The sequence below is a fragment of the Rhodospirillaceae bacterium genome (assembly GCA_018662005.1).
In the GTDB taxonomy this organism is placed as follows: Bacteria; Pseudomonadota; Alphaproteobacteria; order Rhodospirillales; family JABHCV01; genus JACNJU01.
The window spans coordinates 1-17226 of record JABJHA010000031.1 but is presented as its reverse complement, the minus strand read 5'-3'; the positions used below and the strand labels follow the sequence as shown (position 1 = coordinate 17226).

15 protein-coding genes are annotated in these 17226 nt (G+C 56.9%); 1 reads left to right on the top strand and 14 read right to left on the bottom strand.

Features of this window, described 5'->3' with window-relative positions; genetic code table 11:
- Positions 1 to 29: 29 nt before the first annotated feature.
- The 14 genes from HOL66_12655 to HOL66_12590 are packed head-to-tail and all read right to left on the bottom strand — an operon-like array spanning position 30 to position 15379.
- Entirely contained in the window at positions 30 to 893 is an 864-nt protein-coding gene (locus tag HOL66_12655) for an FtsQ-type POTRA domain-containing protein (protein MBT5245082.1), read from the bottom strand.
- Positions 890 to 1795 carry a D-alanine--D-alanine ligase gene (locus HOL66_12650; protein MBT5245081.1) on the bottom strand — a complete coding sequence of 302 codons (906 nt, stop codon included), beginning with the start codon at positions 1793 to 1795 and terminating at the stop codon, positions 890 to 892. The genes HOL66_12655 and HOL66_12650 overlap by 4 nt, the downstream gene beginning before the upstream one ends.
- On the bottom strand, positions 1792 to 2724 hold the full coding sequence (gene murB / locus HOL66_12645) for a UDP-N-acetylmuramate dehydrogenase (GenBank protein ID MBT5245080.1): 933 nt from the start codon (positions 2722 to 2724) through the stop codon (positions 1792 to 1794). Before murB ends, HOL66_12650 begins: the two co-directional genes overlap by 4 nt.
- Complete coding sequence (locus HOL66_12640; protein MBT5245079.1) at positions 2721 to 4151, bottom strand: UDP-N-acetylmuramate--L-alanine ligase; 1431 nt, start codon at positions 4149 to 4151, stop codon at positions 2721 to 2723. The genes murB and HOL66_12640 overlap by 4 nt, the downstream gene beginning before the upstream one ends.
- Positions 4148 to 5284, bottom strand: a complete 1137-nt coding sequence (gene murG / locus HOL66_12635) for an undecaprenyldiphospho-muramoylpentapeptide beta-N-acetylglucosaminyltransferase (GenBank protein MBT5245078.1) — start codon at positions 5282 to 5284, stop codon at positions 4148 to 4150. Before murG ends, HOL66_12640 begins: the two co-directional genes overlap by 4 nt.
- A complete protein-coding gene (locus tag HOL66_12630; GenBank protein MBT5245077.1) occupies positions 5284 to 6456 on the bottom strand; it encodes a cell division protein FtsW in 1173 nt (390 codons plus the stop codon). The genes murG and HOL66_12630 overlap by 1 nt, the downstream gene beginning before the upstream one ends.
- A complete protein-coding gene (locus HOL66_12625; GenBank protein ID MBT5245076.1) occupies positions 6453 to 7847 on the bottom strand; it encodes a UDP-N-acetylmuramoyl-L-alanine--D-glutamate ligase in 1395 nt (464 codons plus the stop codon). Before HOL66_12625 ends, HOL66_12630 begins: the two co-directional genes overlap by 4 nt.
- 13 nt (positions 7848 to 7860) lie before the next feature.
- Positions 7861 to 8949, bottom strand: a complete 1089-nt coding sequence (locus tag HOL66_12620; protein ID MBT5245075.1) for a phospho-N-acetylmuramoyl-pentapeptide-transferase — start codon at positions 8947 to 8949, stop codon at positions 7861 to 7863.
- A gap of 11 nt (positions 8950 to 8960) precedes the next feature.
- Positions 8961 to 10379 (bottom strand): UDP-N-acetylmuramoyl-tripeptide--D-alanyl-D-alanine ligase, encoded by a 1419-nt coding sequence (murF, locus tag HOL66_12615; GenBank protein MBT5245074.1) that lies wholly within the window; start codon positions 10377 to 10379, stop codon positions 8961 to 8963.
- Positions 10379 to 11908, bottom strand: a complete 1530-nt coding sequence (locus tag HOL66_12610) for a UDP-N-acetylmuramoyl-L-alanyl-D-glutamate--2,6-diaminopimelate ligase (protein ID MBT5245073.1) — start codon at positions 11906 to 11908, stop codon at positions 10379 to 10381. Before HOL66_12610 ends, murF begins: the two co-directional genes overlap by 1 nt.
- The gene (locus tag HOL66_12605; GenBank protein MBT5245072.1) at positions 11817 to 13583 is read right to left on the bottom strand and encodes a penicillin-binding protein 2; all 1767 of its coding nucleotides are present in this window, start codon (positions 13581 to 13583) and stop codon (positions 11817 to 11819) included. The genes HOL66_12610 and HOL66_12605 overlap by 92 nt, the downstream gene beginning before the upstream one ends.
- A complete protein-coding gene (locus HOL66_12600) occupies positions 13580 to 13924 on the bottom strand; it encodes a hypothetical protein (protein MBT5245071.1) in 345 nt (114 codons plus the stop codon). The genes HOL66_12605 and HOL66_12600 overlap by 4 nt, the downstream gene beginning before the upstream one ends.
- A gap of 12 nt (positions 13925 to 13936) precedes the next feature.
- Positions 13937 to 14908 carry a 16S rRNA (cytosine(1402)-N(4))-methyltransferase RsmH gene (gene rsmH, locus HOL66_12595; protein MBT5245070.1) on the bottom strand — a complete coding sequence of 324 codons (972 nt, stop codon included), beginning with the start codon at positions 14906 to 14908 and terminating at the stop codon, positions 13937 to 13939.
- Entirely contained in the window at positions 14909 to 15379 is a 471-nt protein-coding gene (locus tag HOL66_12590; protein MBT5245069.1) for a division/cell wall cluster transcriptional repressor MraZ, read from the bottom strand.
- Between the two features lie 499 nt (positions 15380 to 15878).
- On the opposite strand from HOL66_12590, the gene HOL66_12585 reads away from it, so the two are divergent.
- Positions 15879 to 17084, top strand: coding sequence for a multidrug effflux MFS transporter (locus tag HOL66_12585; protein MBT5245068.1), 1206 nt, complete (start codon positions 15879 to 15881; stop codon positions 17082 to 17084).
- Positions 17085 to 17226: the final 142 nt, after the last annotated feature.

Here is a 17226-nt window from a genome sequence, read left to right as displayed (position 1 = left end):
ATCTGTTTCGACTCTTTGTCAGACATTGCTCAGGTCTCCCTTTCCGGCGGGATTTTTATTTCCGGGCCATTCGGGGTTTTTCTGACGATCAGCCTGTCAGGAAGTCTCAGGTCGAGCACCTTGACGTCGCGACTTAGGATTCCGTGACGACTTTCATACTCGGCCAACCGCGACCAGGCGGCGGCAGCATGTTCGGCTGGCAGGCGGACATCAATGTCGCCACGTAAGCGTACATTCCAGCGCCTTTCCCCGACCCTGACGGCGGATTTTGCCAAATCCATCAACTGCGGCTGGGTTTGCAGAACATCGAGCAGGGCGGCAGCGTTCTTTGGCGCGTCTTCGCCGACCACGACCAGCAGATCGGAGAAACGTTCAATGCTTTGATTTAAAATAACTTTTCCCATGTGATCGATAAGACTGAAGCGACCCTGACTTTGCCACAACGCCAATGGCTGGCGTTCAACAACACTCAGCAAAATCGTGTCAGGCAGCATCCGTTCGACAGAGGCGCTGCCGATCCAGGGCAAGACCTCGATACGACGGCGTGCTTCCTCAAGGTCGTAAGCCAGAATGGGTGCGCCGCGGGCCAGCCTGACGGCCTTCATCAATTCCTCGCGGGTTGTCTGGGAACGGCCAACAACAAGAACATCTTCGACCGTGAAGCCGAGTTTTCCGGACAAAGCGATCAGGTTCCATTTGGCCTGATCAGCAGCCCGGCCAATAACCCCGTTGTTCCACGTCCACATGCCGCCACCCGCCGCCGTAGCCAGCAAAATCGCAACCAGGGCGATCAGGGCGCCGCGCCTGCGCCAAACCGGCACGACCCGGCGGCGCGGCTGTCCACGCTTGGGTGATGAGTCTTCGTTTCCTGTAAACCAGTTCAATATACTCATGGGTCGCACTCCGCATTTTCAACCATCCAGGTGACCAGTTCTTCAAACGAGATACCGACATGAGCCGCCTGTTCAGGGGCCAGCGACGTCGGCGTCATGCCGGGTTGGGTGTTGATTTCAAGCATGTACAGACTGTCACCGTCGAAACGGAAATCAGCCCTTGAAACGCCCCGACATCCGAGCGTTTGGTGGGCCAGCAGCGCCAGCTCCATGGCCTCGTCATAGATTTTCTTGTCAACGTTTGCCGGCAGCACGTGCAACGAGCCGCCGTCCTCGTATTTCGCCGAGTAATCGTAAAAACCGTGGTTGGTGGTGATTTCGGTAACCGCCAGTGACCGCACGCCCATCACAGTGACCGACAGTTCCTGTCCGCCAATGAAAGCCTCGACCATCACTTCTTCACCGTAAGGCCAGCTGTCGTGTTCAAAGGGCAGTTCGTTTTCGCCTTCCTGGATAATATGAACGCCGACGCTTGACCCTTCATTGGTCGGTTTGATGACATAGGGTCTGGCCATCACGTCGCCGGAGAGAACATCCGCACGGCTGACGATTTGATGTTCGGCAACCTTGATACCGACGTTGGCGAAAAGCATTTTTGACATCGGTTTGTCCATCGCCAGGGACGACGCCAACAAACCCGAATGGGTGTAGGGAATGTTTAAAATGTCGAGCAGGCCCTGCACGCAGCCATCTTCGCCAAAGCGTCCATGCAAGGCGTTAAAAACGGCGTCCGGTTTCGGGTACAGGCGCGTCAGCAAGGAACCCATATCACGTTGCACATCGATAGATGTGACCTGGAAACCGGCCTTCTTGAGACTGTTGGAGACGGCGGCCCCGGTGACCAGCGAGACTTCCCGCTCGGCCGACCAACCGCCCATCAGGATGGCGACGTTTTTACTCATGCTCCGTGCTCCTCAAACACACCGATACGCCGGATTTCCCATTCCAGGGTGAGCCCACTTTGCTCGAACACACGCCTGCGCACTTCCTCGCCAAGGCCTTCCAGATCGGCAGCCGTGGCCTCACCCGTATTGATCAGGAAATTACAATGCTTCTCCGATACCATGGCTCCACCGCGTGTCAGCCCCCGACAGCCTGCCTGATCAATCAGTTCCCAGGCTTTTGCCCCCGGCGGATTGGCGAATGTCGAGCCACCGGTTTGCGAACGCACCGGCTGGTTTTGCTCACGCGAGGCTTTGATTTCAGCCATCCGGCGGGTGATGTCGGCAACCGGCTCCGGGCGCCCCTTAAAGGCCGCGTCAATAAACAACCAGTCTTCGGAAACACTGGTTGAGCGATAGGTGAAACCCATGTCTTCGGGGCTTAGTTGGTGAAGAGCCCCGTGGTTATCGATGGCGCGGGCGCTAACCAGAATATCCTTGAATTCCGAACCGTAAGCACCGCCGTTCATGCGCAGACCGCCACCGATGGTGCCGGGTATGCCGCTAAGAAATTCCATGCCGGCAATACCGGCGTCCCGCGCCGCCAGCGCGACATTGCCATCCAGCGCCCCGGCCCCGACTTCAAGGGTATCGCCGACCGCCTTGACCCCGGCGAATTCCCGGCCCAGACGAATGACCACACCGGGCACACCACCATCACGGACCAGCAGATTGGAACCGACTCCAATAACCGTGATGTCGATATCCGGCGGTACGATGGAAAGAAACAGCATCAGGTCTTCAACATCGGTTGGGCGGAACATGACTTCCGCCGGACCGCCGACCCTGAACCAGGTAATCTTGTCCAATGGCACATCAGCGTTGTAGCGTCCGCGCACTGTTGGCAGCCGCTCGATCAGGCCGGGTTTAGTGATTTCAGCCGCCATCATTCCCCCGCCTCCTTCTCGCCGTAACGGAGCATCCGCAGATTTTCAGGCAGCGCATTGGCCCACTGGGTAATATTTCCGGCCCCAAGGCAGACAACCAAATCGCCCGGCTGGGCCAAATCATTGATGATTCCAGCAAGCCCTTCCGGATCAAGCAGTGGCATCACCGTACGATGGCCACGTTCGCGCAATCCCTTGACCAGGGCGTCACGGTCGACCCCTTCAATCGGTTGCTCGCCAGCCGCATAGACATCCGTTACCAAAACGGCGTCTGCGTCGTTAAAACAGGTACAAAAATCTTCAAACAAATCGCGCAGGCGGCTATACCGGTGTGGCTGGACGATGGCGATGACCTGTCCTTCCGTGGCTTCACGCGCCGCCGCCAGAACCGCCGTAATTTCAACCGGATGATGTCCGTAATCATCAATCACGGTGATGCCGTCAATTTCCCCGGTCCGGGTGAAGCGCCGTTTAACACCTTCAAAATTGGCCAGGGCTTTTTGCAAAACCGCCTCTTCGATACCCATCTCGCTGGCAATGGCAATAGCCGCCAGAGCATTCTGGATGTTGTGATCGCCAAACATCGGCAGCTCAATTGCCTCAATGGTTTTGGCCATTGCCGCCTTGCGGTCATTAATCACCACATCCATGGTCACGCCTTCTTTACGGCGCTTGACATTAATTGCCCGAACATCGGCCTGCGGACTAAAGCCATAGGTCACCACCTTGCGGTCCGAGACCCTGGGGATCATCGCCTGAACTTCAACATGATCGATGCACAGGGCGGCGAAACCATAAAACGGAATGTTCTGGACGAAGGCGTCGAAGGCATCGCGCAAGGCATCAAAATCACCGTAATGATCCAGGTGTTCGGGATCGATATTGGTGACCACAGCGATGGTCGCGGGAAGTTTAAGGAAGGTGCCGTCAGATTCATCGGCTTCGGCGACCATCCAGTCGCCACCGCCCAATTTGGCGTTCGAGCCCCAGGCGTTAATGATGCCGCCGTTAATCACCGTCGGGTCCATATCAGCGGCTTCCAGCATGGCCGCGATCAACGACGTGGTTGTCGTCTTGCCATGGGTGCCACCAACCGCAATCGACCATTTCAGGCGCATCAGTTCGCCAAGCATTTCAGCACGGCGGACAACCGGGATCAGTTTATTCCTGGCGATCATCACTTCCGGGTTATCGTCCTTGACGGCAGAGGAAATGACGACAACCTGGGCCTGCCCCACGTTGCCCTCGTTATGGCCGATCTTGACAGGAACCCCCATGTCCATGAGCCGTTTGACATTGGCGTTGTCGGACATGTCGCTACCCTGCACCGAATAACCAAGATTATGCAGCACTTCGGCAATACCGCTCATGCCGATGCCACCGATGCCGACAAAATGAATGGTGCCAATGGAAAGGGAGAGTGCTCTCATGCGGCCCTCCTGCCATCGTTGCTTTGACCATTAGTCTCGATCAATTCGCAAATTGTGTCGGCCAATCTGACAACCGCGTCGGGACGCCCGGCGGTGCGCGCACACGCCGCGGCCCTGGTCAGCACCCTCGGTGTATGAAGCAGTGAAGAAAGTCGTTCAGCCAGCGCTTCAGGTGTGAATGTTTCCTGCGCCATTAACCAACCCCCGCCCGCATCATCCAGGGCGTGGGCATTAAAGGTCTGGTGATCATCAACAGCGTGCGGATAGGGAACCAGAATAGCCGGCCTGCCCACTGTCATTGCCTCTGCCACGCTTGATGCGCCAGCCCGGCTGATCAGCAAATGCGTTGCGGCCAGACGTTCGGGAATATCATCAAAGAAACTTTCCAGTTCAGCCTTGATGGACAGTTGCCGGTAGTTGGCGCGGGCGGCTTCCAGGTCTTCGGGGCGACATTGCTGGGTGATACTCAGGCGAGCCCGCAAATCGGCATCAAGACGGCCAATGGCTTCGGGAATAACTTCACTAAGAATATTTGCGCCCTGGGAGCCACCAAGAACCAAAATGTTAATTTCGCTGCTGTCGTTTAATTCCGGATAAGCAGTTCCGCGCACCGCTGTCAGCGTCTGTCTGACAGGCATTCCCGTCTGAATAACCTTGGCCATCGCGCTGTCGGGAACAGAACGGGTGCCCTCGAAGGACGTGGCGATCCGTTTGACCCTGCTGGCAAGCAGCCTATTAGCGCGGCCAAGAACCGCGTTTTGTTCATGAATAACCGTTTTGCAACCACCGAAGGTTGCCGCAAGCATGGTTGGAACAGACGCATAGCCACCAAAGCCGACAACCGCCCGAGGTCGCATTTTTTTCAACAGGAACCGTGCCTGCAAGGTGCCGAAGGCAAGTTCCGGACCACTGCGCAGAAGCGCGCTAATGCTCTTGCCGGCAATGCCGCCGGCCCGAACCCGGTGCGTTTCAATGCTACCCAACGCGCCACCGTATGCATCGCCACGACGGTCGGTAATCAGGCTTAATTTAAAGCCGCGTCCGGTCATTTCAGTGGCCAGGGCTTCGGCCGGGAAGACATGACCGCCGGTACCACCTGCGGCCAGGACGACCAGTTTTTCTGAAGGAGACATCATCGCCCACCTCCACCGGCAGCAGCCAGTCTGCCAAACGTGCGGGCCTCGCGCGAAGCCCCCATCCCCGGTCTCTCACGGGTCAACGCCAACATCATGCCCATGCCGATAGCCAGCGCCAGTGTCGATGAACCGCCGTAAGAAACGAATGGCAGGGTCATTCCCTTGGGCGGGATCATGTTCAGGTTGGAGGCAATATTAATGATCACCTGCAAGCCGAACTGGACCAGAAGACCGGCCACCGCCAGCAGGCAAAACAAATTGTCTTCCCGCAGAACCCGCGAAAACCCGCGCAGCACGACAAAGGCGAACAGGGCCAGCAGGACCAGGCAGGCAATCAGGCCGAATTCTTCACCGGCAACGGCGAAAATGAAATCCGCGTGAGCATCGGGCAGGACTTCCTTGACCCGTCCCTCGCCGGGGCCGCGACCAAACAAGCCGCCATTGCGGAATGCTTCAAGCGCTCGCATCACCTGATAACCCTCACCGGCGGCGGGATCAAGAAAGCGGTCGATACGCCCCTGAACATGAGAGAACGTGAAATAGGCCCCGACGATGCCGCCCATGAATAACACTGCCATCATCACCACCAACACCAGCGGCAACCCGGCAAGAAAGAATTCGACACCCCAAATAGCGGCGACGACGGCGGTCATACCAACATCGGGCTGCATCAGTAAAAGCATGGCGATGACGATAAACAGCCCGGTTGCAAGCTTGTTTCCCGGCAGGTTCGCATTCAGATTGCTTTCGGCGAAAAGCCAGGCGGCGATAACGGCAAAAGCCGGTTTAAGAAATTCTGACGGCTGCACGGAGAACCCGGCGATATGAATCCAGCGGGTTGCGCCCTTAATTTCAGTGCCAACAAGTAACGTCGCAATCATGCCGAGAAGGGCAATAATCGCACAGCCGACGGCCAGGCGCCTGATACCCCTTGGCGTCATCAGCGAAACCATAACCATGATCACCATCGACACCGGCAGGAAGATGAACTGACGACGAACAAAATGATAGGTGTCGAAACCGATCCGTTCGGCCACGGCGGGTGAAGCGGCAAGCGTCAACAGGGCACCAATGGCGGCGATGGCAATAATCGCCGCCAGCATCCAGCGGTCAATGGTCCACCACCAGCGGCCAAACAGACTTTTATCGGTGCGCGCCAAGGTGCTCATGTGCCAACCTCCCTGCGTTCACCTGGAAGGGCATGGACAAGATCGCGGAAGGCTTCGCCGCGGGATTCAAAATTTTCAAACTGATCGAACGAGGCGCAGGCAGGCGATAACAGAACAACAGCACCGACGCCCGTTTCGACAAGCGCATTTTGCCGCGCTTCACCCAGTGCATTTGACAGTTCGCCGGAAACCGTAACCGGCACCCGGGTTTCAAGGGTGCCCGCAAAATCATTTGCCGCCTCGCCAATAAGATAAGCGTGACGAACCCGGTCCAGATAGGGCTTGGTGGCTTCGATGCCGCCTTGTTTGATCCGCCCCCCGGCAATCCAGAAAATGTCGCCGTAACAGGCAAGTGCGCGCGCCGCCGCCTCGCCATTGGTCGCCTTGCTGTCATTGACATAAGTGACGCCATCAATAACGGCGAGCAATTCCTGACGATGGGCCAGTCCCGGAAACGAGCCCATACCTGAAATGATGGATTGACGTTGCAACCCCATCAGCCTGGCTGTGGCATAGGCAGCCGCCGCGTTCTGGGCGTTATGGACTCCCGGCAATCTTGGCAACTTGTCCATCGAGATGATCGCCTCGGCCGGGCCTGTTTCGCTGTCGTCATAAAGGATGCCGTCCTTTACATAAATACCGCCGGGGACAGTTTTGCATCCGGAAACAGCGATAAGCCTGGCTTTGCCACCGGCTTTCAGTTTTTCTAAAACGGCGCGGCAATGTTCGTCGTCGACACCGATAACAGCGCTTTCATAACGATCAAAAATTCGTTGCTTGGCGGCGATGTATCCGGCCATGTCGCCATGGCGATCCAGATGATCCGGGCTCAGGTTAAGTAGCACGGCGACGTCGTATTCAAGTGAATGGGTGAGATCCAGCTGGTAGGAAGACATCTCCAGCACATAGCAACCGTCCTCGCCTATAGGCTCCAGATCGAGCACCGGCACACCCAGATTGCCCCCCACCTGAACCTGGCTTTCAGCAGCCCGGGAAAGGATATGGCCAATCAACGCCGTTGTTGTCGATTTGCCGTTTGTGCCGGTAATGCCGATGTTCCTGGCCCGGCTTTGACAACGGGCCAAAAGTTCAATGTCACCGATAATTTCAACCCCGTTATCGCGGGCCAGTCGAACAACCGGGTGCGGTTCGGGATGGTCAAGGGGAATACCCGGCGAAAGGATCAGGGCGCTGAACCCGCTCCAGTCGCTGGTCGCGAGGTCGGCAACAGGGATACCGGCGGCAGTGGCCTGATGGCGAGAAATTTCATTGTCGTCCCAGGCAACAACCTCCGCGCCACTTTCCATCAGGGCGCGTGCGCTGGAATTGCCCGAACGGCCAAGGCCAAAGACGGCAACCGATTGTCCCTTATAAGAGGGAAGTTTGATCATTTCAAAATCCCCCTTACCTGAGTTTCAGTGTTGAAAGACCGATCAGCGCCAGAATGATGGCGATGATCCAAAAACGAATGACAATGGTTGCTTCCGCCCAACCCTTCTTCTCGAAGTGATGGTGCAACGGGGCCATGGCGAAGACGCGTTTACCGGTCAGCTTGTACGAGGCGACCTGAACGATCACCGAAACCGTTTCCAGAACAAACAGTCCGCCAACGATGGCCAGAACCAGTTCGTGTTTGGTGATCACGCTGATCACCCCCAGCGCCCCACCCATGGCGAGTGATCCCGTATCGCCCATGAAAACCTTTGCCGGCGGCGCGTTGAACCACAGGAAGCCAAGTCCACCACCGATGAGCGCCCCACAGAACACCGCCAATTCACCGGCCCCTGGCACGTGATGAATTTGCAGGTATGACGAAAACACCGCGTGGCCAATCAGATAGGCGATAAGGGCGAAGACGGCAGCCGCGATCATCACCGGGCCAATTGCCAAGCCATCCAGACCATCGGTTAAATTCACCGCATTGGATGCCCCGACCATGACAACGATGGCGAAGATCAGAAATCCGTTGCCAAGATCAATAAGCGCCGTTTTAAAGAACGGCACCGCCAGAGTCGTCGCCAGATCAGCTGGCAACATCTGGGTGATCCACATTGTTGCGGCACCTGCGACCACCGCTTGCAGTAGTAATTTCAGGCGGCCCGATATGCCTTTGCTGTCGCGTTTTGAAACCTTCAGATAATCGTCAAGAAATCCAATTGCTCCGTATGCCATGGTGACGCCCAGGGCGACCCACACATAACCGTTGTTCAAATCCGCCCACAGCAGAGTTGCGATACTGAGGGCAAGTAGGATCAGGAATCCACCCATGGTCGGGGTTCCCTGCTTGGTCAGGAGGTGATCGGGCGGACCATCCTCGCGAATGGGCTGACCACCCTTCTGCTTGGAACGCAGGGCATCGATCAGATAAGGCCCGACAACGAAACTGACCAGCAGGGCCGTTATCATAGCACCACCGGTACGGAAGGTCAGATAGCGGAAGACGTTAAACAACGCGATCTGGTCGGCCAGCGGGAATAACAGATGATAAAGCATTTTATTCCCCCCTAATCCCCGTTGACCGTGCGTTTTGAATGGGCATCCAAGCCAAGCAGGGCTTCGACGATAATGCCGGTTTTACTTCCCGCCGAACCCTTGACGACGATGACATCACCGCTGCTCAGGGCCTCAATGACCATCGGCAGCAAAAGCTCTGTGTTACTGGCGTGGCCACCGCGCATGGCAGGTGGCAGGGCGTCGGCCAGATAAGCCATGTCGCGGCCCGCCGTGAAGACAAGGTCGATGCCTTCACGGATCAGCACCTCAGCCAGGTTTGTGTGAATTTGGGCCGCCCCAGAGCCCAACTCCAGCATGTCGCCAAGAACCGCAATGCGCTGCCCGTCGCCTGTTGGTGCGGTTTGCCCCAACACCTCGATCGCCGCTTGCATGGAAACCGGGCTGGCGTTGTAGCTTTCATCAATCAGGGTCACTTCGCCTGCCCCTGTGTGGATCAGATGGAAACGGCCCCGCCCTGCTGGCGCTTCCATACCGCCAAGGACTTCCGCCGCGTCATTGACATTGCCGCCTGCGGCAGCGATGGCGGCCAAAACGCCCAGACTGTTAACCACCCAGTGGTGGCCGGCAATGGCCAGCCGGTAGGTCAGCAGGGCACCGCCCAAATTGGCGCGGATGATCGTTCCACCGTTATCAGACACCGCATCGAGCAGCCTGAAATCGGCTTCATCCCATGTTCCAAAACCAATGATACGGTCTATGCCTTTGGCCCGGGCGGCAGCATGAAGACGCAGGAAGTGCCTGTTATCGCGATTGAGGACGACAGCGCCGCCGTGGATCAGACCTGCAAAAATTTCAGCCTTGGCATCGGCAATCGCTTCGTCCGTGTCGAAGAATTCACTGTGCACGGCCTCGACCGTGGTGATCAAGGCGACGTTCGGGCGGACCATCCTGGACAACGGATTAATCTCACCCGGATGATTCATGCCGATTTCAAAAATTCCGAATTCCGCCTGCCCGGACATTCGCGACAGACTTAAGGGAACACCCCAGTGATTGTTCAGACTGCCGGCGCTGGCGTATGTTTCCCCTTGTTCGGAAAGTGCCAGCTTCAGGGCTTCCTTCGACCCGGTTTTGCCGACACTGCCGGTAACCGCAATGATGCTGGCGGCACTGCGGGCCCGCGAGGCCCGGCCAAGGTCTTCCAGACCGGCCATGGTATCTGCGACTTTCAGGACTTTATCAGCGCTGATGTTCTTATCGACGAAGGCAGCGACAGCACCTTTTGCCAGGGCTTCATCGACAAATTCATGACCATCGAAGTTGGGGCCGTGTAAGGCAACAAACAGGTCGCCTTTCTGAAGTGTGCGGGTATCGATGGAGACGCCGCTGGCCGACCATTCAGAGATGGCCTCGCCGGAAGTCGCCAGCGCGGCCTCGCTGGATGTCCACAATGTCCGTTGCTCGGCCATCATATTCCAGCCTCCCGGACGGCGCGGCGAATTTCATCGGCGTCATTAAAGGGCCTAACCTCGCCTTTAACGGTTTGCCCTGTTTCATGACCTTTACCCGCGACGATCAAGACATCACCGGCTTGCAAGCGAGCAACCGCCACATCAATGGCCTTTGCCCGATCACCAACATCATCAGCGTCGGGGCAGCCGACAAGCGCCTGAGCGCGAATGAGACTGGGCTCTTCGCTTCGCGGATTATCATCGGTGACGATGACGTCGTCGGCCAGTTCGCAGGCGACCTGACCCATTTGCGGACGCTTGCCCTTGTCCCGATCACCACCGCAACCGAACACCACGCCCAGCTTACCGCTTGCATGGGGCCGCATGGCGGTAAGCACCGTGGCCAGTGCATCAGGGGTGTGGGCGTAATCTACATAGACAGCCGCACCATTTGCGCAGTCAGCCACATGTTGCAGTCGTCCCGGCACGCCTTCAAGATTATCAAGGGCCCGGGTGGCGCGTTCAACATCGGCGCCTTCTGCCAGAACCAACCCTAAGGCGCACAGGGCGTTTTCAACCTGGAACGCCCCGGCCAGGGCCAAGTTGACGCTGTATGAATTTCCCATGACGTTCAGGGTCAGATGCTGCCCAGCCGCGGTTGCCTCGATCTTTTCGATCCGGATATCAACGCCCGACCGACCGTAACTGATGACCCGGCCACGCGCCGCCTTACTGAACGATGAGCAGGCTTCCTCATCGGCATTGAGAACCGCAACGCCGTCCTCGGAAAGAACCTCGCTGAACAGGCGCAATTTGGCCTTCAGGTAATCATCCATGGAGCCGTGATAATCCAGATGATCACGGCTCAGGTTGGTGAACCCGGCGAGCGACACGGTGACGCCGTCCAGACGATACTGGTCAAGGCCATGGGAAGATGCCTCCATGGCAAGTTTTTCGATACCACGTCCACGCAAGTTGGCAAGGCTTTGATGCAGGGCGACCGGATCCGGCGTGGTCAATCCTTCAGGAATTTCAAAACCCGGGCCACTAATCCCAAGTGTCCCCATACTGGCGGCTCTGACGCCAAGGGCGCTCCAGATTTGGCGGGTAAAGGAAACCACCGATGTTTTGCCGTTGGTGCCGGTAACGGCGGCAATCGTCGAAGGCTGGTCGCCATAAAAGCGGGCCGCCATTTGGGCGTAGCTGCGGCGCGGGTTGGCAGATGTCAAAACGGGCACGGTCTCCCCGCCATCGGTTCCATCAGGAGCCAGAATGGCGACAGCACCGCGGGCGATGGCTTGATCCATAAACGCCCGTCCGTCAGCGCTTGATCCGGGAAGTGCTGCGAACACAAAGCCGGGTGCGACTTTACGTGAATCACACGTCAGTCCCGTGACCTGGGTCTCCTTCATGGTCGCACTGCCTAACACTTCGTTTTGGTCTCCATCAATCAAATCAAAAAGACGCAAAGGTCCGACCCCCGGCGGTCGCAGGAAATGACCCCAACGACGCCAAGCGGGGTTTGCCGGCCTTAATTTTAATGTCATCCGGAAGTTCCTCGCCGCGCGGCAGGATTCCCAGCAGCGTTGCGATTCTTGAAACCATGTGGCCGACAACCGGGGCCGCAACCCAGCCGCCGGTGGCATAGTTAAATGTTCGCTTGGTGCCTTTTGGTTCATCAAGCATGGCCAGGATGACGAAGCGGGGCTTATCAACCGGGAAGGTGCCGACGAAAGAAGAAATCAGCGACTTCTCTCCGTAGCGCCCGTTCACCTGTTTATCTGCGGTGCCTGTTTTACCACCAACCAAATAACCGGGGGCCGCGGCGTTCTTGCCGGTGCCACTGGTGACAACAAGACGCATCAGGGCGCGCATCTGTTTGGACGTCTGCTCCGAAAGCACCCGTATGCCTGCGGGTGGCGTCGTGCCGCGATGTTTAAGCAGGGTCACCGGCAGGCGAATACCGCCGTTTACGAGGGCCGCGACACCGTCGGCCAGTTGCAAGGCGCTAACCGAAACCCCGTGCCCGTAGGAAATTGTCATGGTCGAGATATCACCCCAGCGAGCTGGGTATTGGGGCAGTCCGATTTCCGGCAATTCAACCGCCGACTGATGAAGAAGTCCAAACTGGTCGAGATAAAACTTCTGCGCCTTGGCTCCCACATCCATGGCCATTTTCGCCGAACCGATGTTCGAGGAATAAACCAGAATTTCCGGCACCGAGAGCCAGCGGTTCTTGCCGTGATAGTCACTGATGGTGAAGCGCGCGATCTTGATCGGTTCACTGGCGTCGTAACCGTCATCAATGCTGACCGTGCCACTGTCCAGGGCCATGGCGGTGGTGAACAACTTGAAAGTCGAGCCCATTTCATAAACGCCCTTGGTGGCCCGATTGAAGGCGACCGTGCCGATCATGGAATCAGGTATGTTTGGGTCAAAATCAGGTAGTGAGACCATCGAAATGATCTCGCCTGTTTGCACGTCAAGAACGATTCCGGCAGCGCCAATGGCCTGGAATTCACTGACCGCCGCCGTCAACTCCTGGCGCAACATCGCTTGAATGCGAAGGTCAATTGACAGCTGTAATGGCTCCGCACCCTTGTTCAGGCTGGTGGCAAAATATTTTTCAACGCCGGCAATGCCGTTGCCGTCAACATCGGTCAGGCCCAGAACATGGGCGGCTTCACGCCCATGAGGATAAACCCGGCGCTCGCCGTGCTCAAACGAAACGCCCGGAATCCCTAAGCGATTGACCGCGTATTGCTGATTGGGAGTGAGATTGCGACTGATCCAGACAAAGCGGGAATTTGACTTGAGCTTGTGCAGCAACTCGTTGCGATTAATCTCAGGGAAGACCGTGGCCAGTTTATCGGCGGCTTCTTCGGCATCCATAATATCATGGGGATCGGCAAACAAGGACGCTGTCGGTAGCGATGTCGCCAGCACCGTTCCATTACGGTCAAAAATATCGGCGCGCCCGGCGGCAACCGCGGATGACGGGATCGAATGGCTGACGCGCGGCTCCCCACCCGGGCCAAAAGCTGTCAAGTCGACAAGCCGCACGGCGATAGCGACAAAGGCGATCATGAACATGACACCGGTTACCAGCAACCGGTTGCGTCCGGTTTCCAATGCCTGCTTGTGGTTGCCTTCAAGTAAGATCGTATCGTCGACTGGTATTTGCGTCCGTTGAAGAGAATTTTGCGATGCCTTATGGGTCATGGGCTTTTCCGTCCATCAACCGCAGCCGCCGGAATAGCCAGATCGGACTGGTTTTCATCACGCGGAAGAGCCGTCAGTTTGAAACCCTGGAAATTGACCATTTGGGCAGGCGTGACCGGCTTCATGCCAAGATGCCGTTCGGCTAAAATTGCCAATCTTTCGGGATCGTTCAGATGGCTCCATTCGGCTTCCAGAACATGGATGGACTGGCGCTCCTTGATGATCGACCCGTTCAGATCAACCATTTCCTGCTCCAGATCCTGAACCTGGTATTTGACCGAAAACAGGACCACCGAAAGGGCGCCGGCGAGAAGCAGAAAAAGCAGTGTGGTATGGCGCATTTTCCTCCTTCCCTATGCTGCCACGCCAGTAGCATCGCCGGGCCAGGACGGGGAACGCGTTCGTTCCGCCGCCCTGAGCCTGGCCGATCTGGCGCGTGGGTTGCTGTCGGTTTCAGCGCGACCGGGCTTGATAATCCCGCGCTTGATCAAATTGAAACTGGGTTCACGTTCCGCCTCACCAGCATCAGGCAAGTGACGTGACGGACGCGGCCCCTGCCCTGAACGGGCAAGCAGGAATTCCTTGACCTTGCGATCTTCAAGCGAATGGAATGAAACAACGGCAAGGCGACCACCGGGGGAGAGCAACTGTTCAGCCGCCTGAAGGCCGCGGCCGAGTTCACCCAGTTCGTCATTAACGTAAATACGCAGGGCTTGAAACGTGCGGGTGGCGGGATCGATGCCATCTTTGGATTTTTTAACAATACGCCGGATCAGTCCGGCAAGCTGGAGGGTACTGGTAAAGGGTTGCCGGACCCGGTCATTGACAATGGCTGCGGCAATGCGGCGCGAGGCCCGCTCCTCGCCGTAGCTATAAATAATGTCCGCGAGTTCTTCCTCGCCCAGTGTGTTGACAACATCGGCGGCGCTGGCTTCGGCCTTAAATCCCATGCGCATGTCCAGCGGTCCGTCGGCCCTGAAGGAAAAACCGCGCCCCGCATCATCAATCTGCATGGAAGAAACACCGATATCGAGAGCAACCCCGTCAACTTTGTCGATGCCGATGTCAGCCAGCAGGTCGACCATGTCACCATAACAGCCACCCAGAACCCTGAGTCTGCCGGGGTAACGTCCGGCCAATTTCTGACCCGCCTGAAGGGCCAGTGGATCGCGATCAATGCCGAAGACCCGGCAGTCGGCTGCTTCAAGGATCGCCGTCGAATAACCACCGGCACCGAAAGTTCCATCTACATAAATTGCGCCGTCGCGGGGGCCGAGTGCGGCCAGAACCTCGTTGAGAAGAACCGGGGTGTGGGGTGCCGTCATCTAGGACTCTCCACCTGAACCAGGGCGGGGCGGCAGGGTGACACCTCGGGCGCGGGCCTGCTCAAGGCCACGCTTGCGATGTTCTTCATGGGCCTGAGGTTGCCAAATCTGGAAAAAGTGGGCACGCCCAACGAAACGGGCCTCTGTCGATATAGCCGCCATTTCAAGAAGCTCGGCTGGAATAACAATACGGCCTTCGGGATCAAAAGGGGCGGCGTGGGCGTTATCGAGAATGGCAATCAGCAAGTCGTCCTGTTCGGGGGAGAACATCTCGAGACTGTCATCCAGGCGTTGGGTTAGTTGGCGGAAATAGCTTTCGCCGCAGGCTTCAATGGCTGCAAAGCGGATTGAGGGATAGACGTAGACGCCAGAAAACCCTTCCCGCGCAAAGTGGTCGCGAAATGGTTTGGGGACGGAAACCCGCCCCTTCTTGTCAATCTTGTTGACGTGCCTGCCTACCAACAGCGTCATTTCGGCCCCCGTGCCGTTTACTCTCCCACCGCGTCATTTTTGAGGATTTACACCTGTACAAATCACCTGTTTGCCCCAGAAGCAGATGACGTCAGACGCTGATCCCCCCCAAAGGTATTGACGGGATGTCATGGGATACCATGGGAATATATGGGAAGCAATGGGATATTATGGGTTTTATAGGGTTAATAAAGTGTTTACCGGGGCAGAATTGGCGGGGAAAAATACAAGTCCCGGACTCCCAGGCCGAATCCCCAATCATCACCCGCCACTGCTTGCCAAAGTCTTAAAACTGTGAGGATTTTTATAATGGCGGAAAGTAGTGGCCGATTTTGGGCGGATTTATGGTGATTTTTAGCCTTGTAAGAAGCACCTCCCCTAAGACCGTATGAAAAAGGGAAAATGAGGATGGCTTGAACAATTCGGGCTTGTTATGGTCAGCCCCCCACACCGAAGGAATCAGAAGTCTTTGAACACACAAGCCAAACCAGCCCTTTCCATGGCGGAGTTCGTGCCCCTTATGGCGTTGATGATCTCGCTTGTGGCGCTTTCCATCGACGCCATGCTGCCGGCGCTTCCCCGCATTGGACAGGATTTAGGCGCCGATGCGGTGAACGATCAACAACTGATTATCTCGGCGCTGTTTCTCGGCCTGGGCGTGGCCCAGATGATATTCGGGCCACTATCGGACAGCATCGGACGAAAACCGGCGATCTACGGCGGCTATGTGATTTTTGTCATCGGCTGCCTCATATCCATCCTTTCAACAAATTTTGAAATCATGCTGGTAGGACGGGTTTTGCAGGGGATTGGCGCAGCAGGCCCGCGCATCGTTTGTGTCGCACTTGTCCGCGATCAGTATGAAGGCCGCGAAATGGCGCGCATCATGTCCTTTGTCATGGGCGTGTTTATTCTCGTCCCGGCCATGGCCCCGGCGATCGGACAGGGCATCATCATGATATCGGGCTGGCGGGCGATTTTTGTTTTGTTTCTGGTCATAGCGCTTCTTGCCTGGGGCTGGTTTTACATACGCCAGCCGGAAACCCTGCCACCGGAACGGCGCGCGCCATTTTCATTTTTCGTCATCTGGTCAGGCGTCAGGGAAACCTGTCGCAACCGAATTTCCCTTGGCTATACCTTGATTGCCGGATGTATTTTTGGGGCCCTGGTCGGATATCTGTCATCTGCCCAGCAGATGTTCGCCAGCATCTACGCCATCACCGATCTGTTCCCGTTGTATTTTGCCGTCTTGGCGCTGGCCGTCGGCCTGACCTCCATTATCAACGGGCGCATGGTTTTGAAATACGGCATGCGATTGTTATCCCGCCTAGCCCTGATCTGTCTGACAGTGCTGTCGGTCGTGTTTTTTCTGTATGCCGCCCAAGTCGATGGAATCCCAAGCTTGTGGATGAACATGACGTATTTTATCTTCGCCTTCCTGTGCTTTGGCCTGTTGTTCGGAAATTTAAACGCCCTCGCCATGGAACCGCTGGGTCATATCGCCGGCATCGGTGCAGCCGTCGTCGGTTCCTTGTCGACACTCATTTCCGCACCCTTGGGGGCGCTCATCGGCCAGTTGTTTGATGGCACGGTCCTGCCCCTGGTCGGCGGCTTCGCCCTGCTTGCAACGCTGGCGTTGTCTCTTATGTACTGGACGGAACGGGGCCGTCAGGATGAACTGGCAATCGAGGGTTCTGTCCCCTGAAAAAATGCCAGACGGTCTGTAAGCCGGGTTCTGTCCCCGCAAATTTACCGAAGTAAACTTGCGATAGATGGCTATTCATCTGGGACGCCCGTTACCGGACGCCTCGTGCGACACACCCGAACGACGACGTGAAAACCCGCCT

Bases quoted from the DNA above. Each gene is read 5' to 3' on its own strand.
- HOL66_12655 (MBT5245082.1), bottom strand. From the start codon at position 893: ATGAGTATATTGAACTGGTTTACAGGAAACGAAGACTCATCACCCAAG.
- HOL66_12650 (MBT5245081.1), bottom strand. From the start codon at position 1,795: ATGAGTAAAAACGTCGCCATCCTGATGGGCGGTTGGTCGGCCGAGCGG.
- murB (MBT5245080.1), bottom strand. From the start codon at position 2,724: ATGATGGCGGCTGAAATCACTAAACCCGGCCTGATCGAGCGGCTGCCA.
- HOL66_12640 (MBT5245079.1), bottom strand. From the start codon at position 4,151: ATGAGAGCACTCTCCCTTTCCATTGGCACCATTCATTTTGTCGGCATC.
- murG (MBT5245078.1), bottom strand. From the start codon at position 5,284: ATGTCTCCTTCAGAAAAACTGGTCGTCCTGGCCGCAGGTGGTACCGGC.
- HOL66_12630 (MBT5245077.1), bottom strand. From the start codon at position 6,456: ATGAGCACCTTGGCGCGCACCGATAAAAGTCTGTTTGGCCGCTGGTGG.
- HOL66_12625 (MBT5245076.1), bottom strand. From the start codon at position 7,847: ATGATCAAACTTCCCTCTTATAAGGGACAATCGGTTGCCGTCTTTGGC.
- HOL66_12620 (MBT5245075.1), bottom strand. From the start codon at position 8,949: ATGCTTTATCATCTGTTATTCCCGCTGGCCGACCAGATCGCGTTGTTT.
- murF (MBT5245074.1), bottom strand. From the start codon at position 10,379: ATGGCCGAGCAACGGACATTGTGGACATCCAGCGAGGCCGCGCTGGCG.
- HOL66_12610 (MBT5245073.1), bottom strand. From the start codon at position 11,908: ATGACATTAAAATTAAGGCCGGCAAACCCCGCTTGGCGTCGTTGGGGT.
- HOL66_12605 (MBT5245072.1), bottom strand. From the start codon at position 13,583: ATGACCCATAAGGCATCGCAAAATTCTCTTCAACGGACGCAAATACCA.
- HOL66_12600 (MBT5245071.1), bottom strand. From the start codon at position 13,924: ATGCGCCATACCACACTGCTTTTTCTGCTTCTCGCCGGCGCCCTTTCG.
- rsmH (MBT5245070.1), bottom strand. From the start codon at position 14,908: ATGACGGCACCCCACACCCCGGTTCTTCTCAACGAGGTTCTGGCCGCA.
- HOL66_12590 (MBT5245069.1), bottom strand. From the start codon at position 15,379: ATGACGCTGTTGGTAGGCAGGCACGTCAACAAGATTGACAAGAAGGGG.
- HOL66_12585 (MBT5245068.1), top strand. From the start codon at position 15,879: ATGGCGGAGTTCGTGCCCCTTATGGCGTTGATGATCTCGCTTGTGGCG.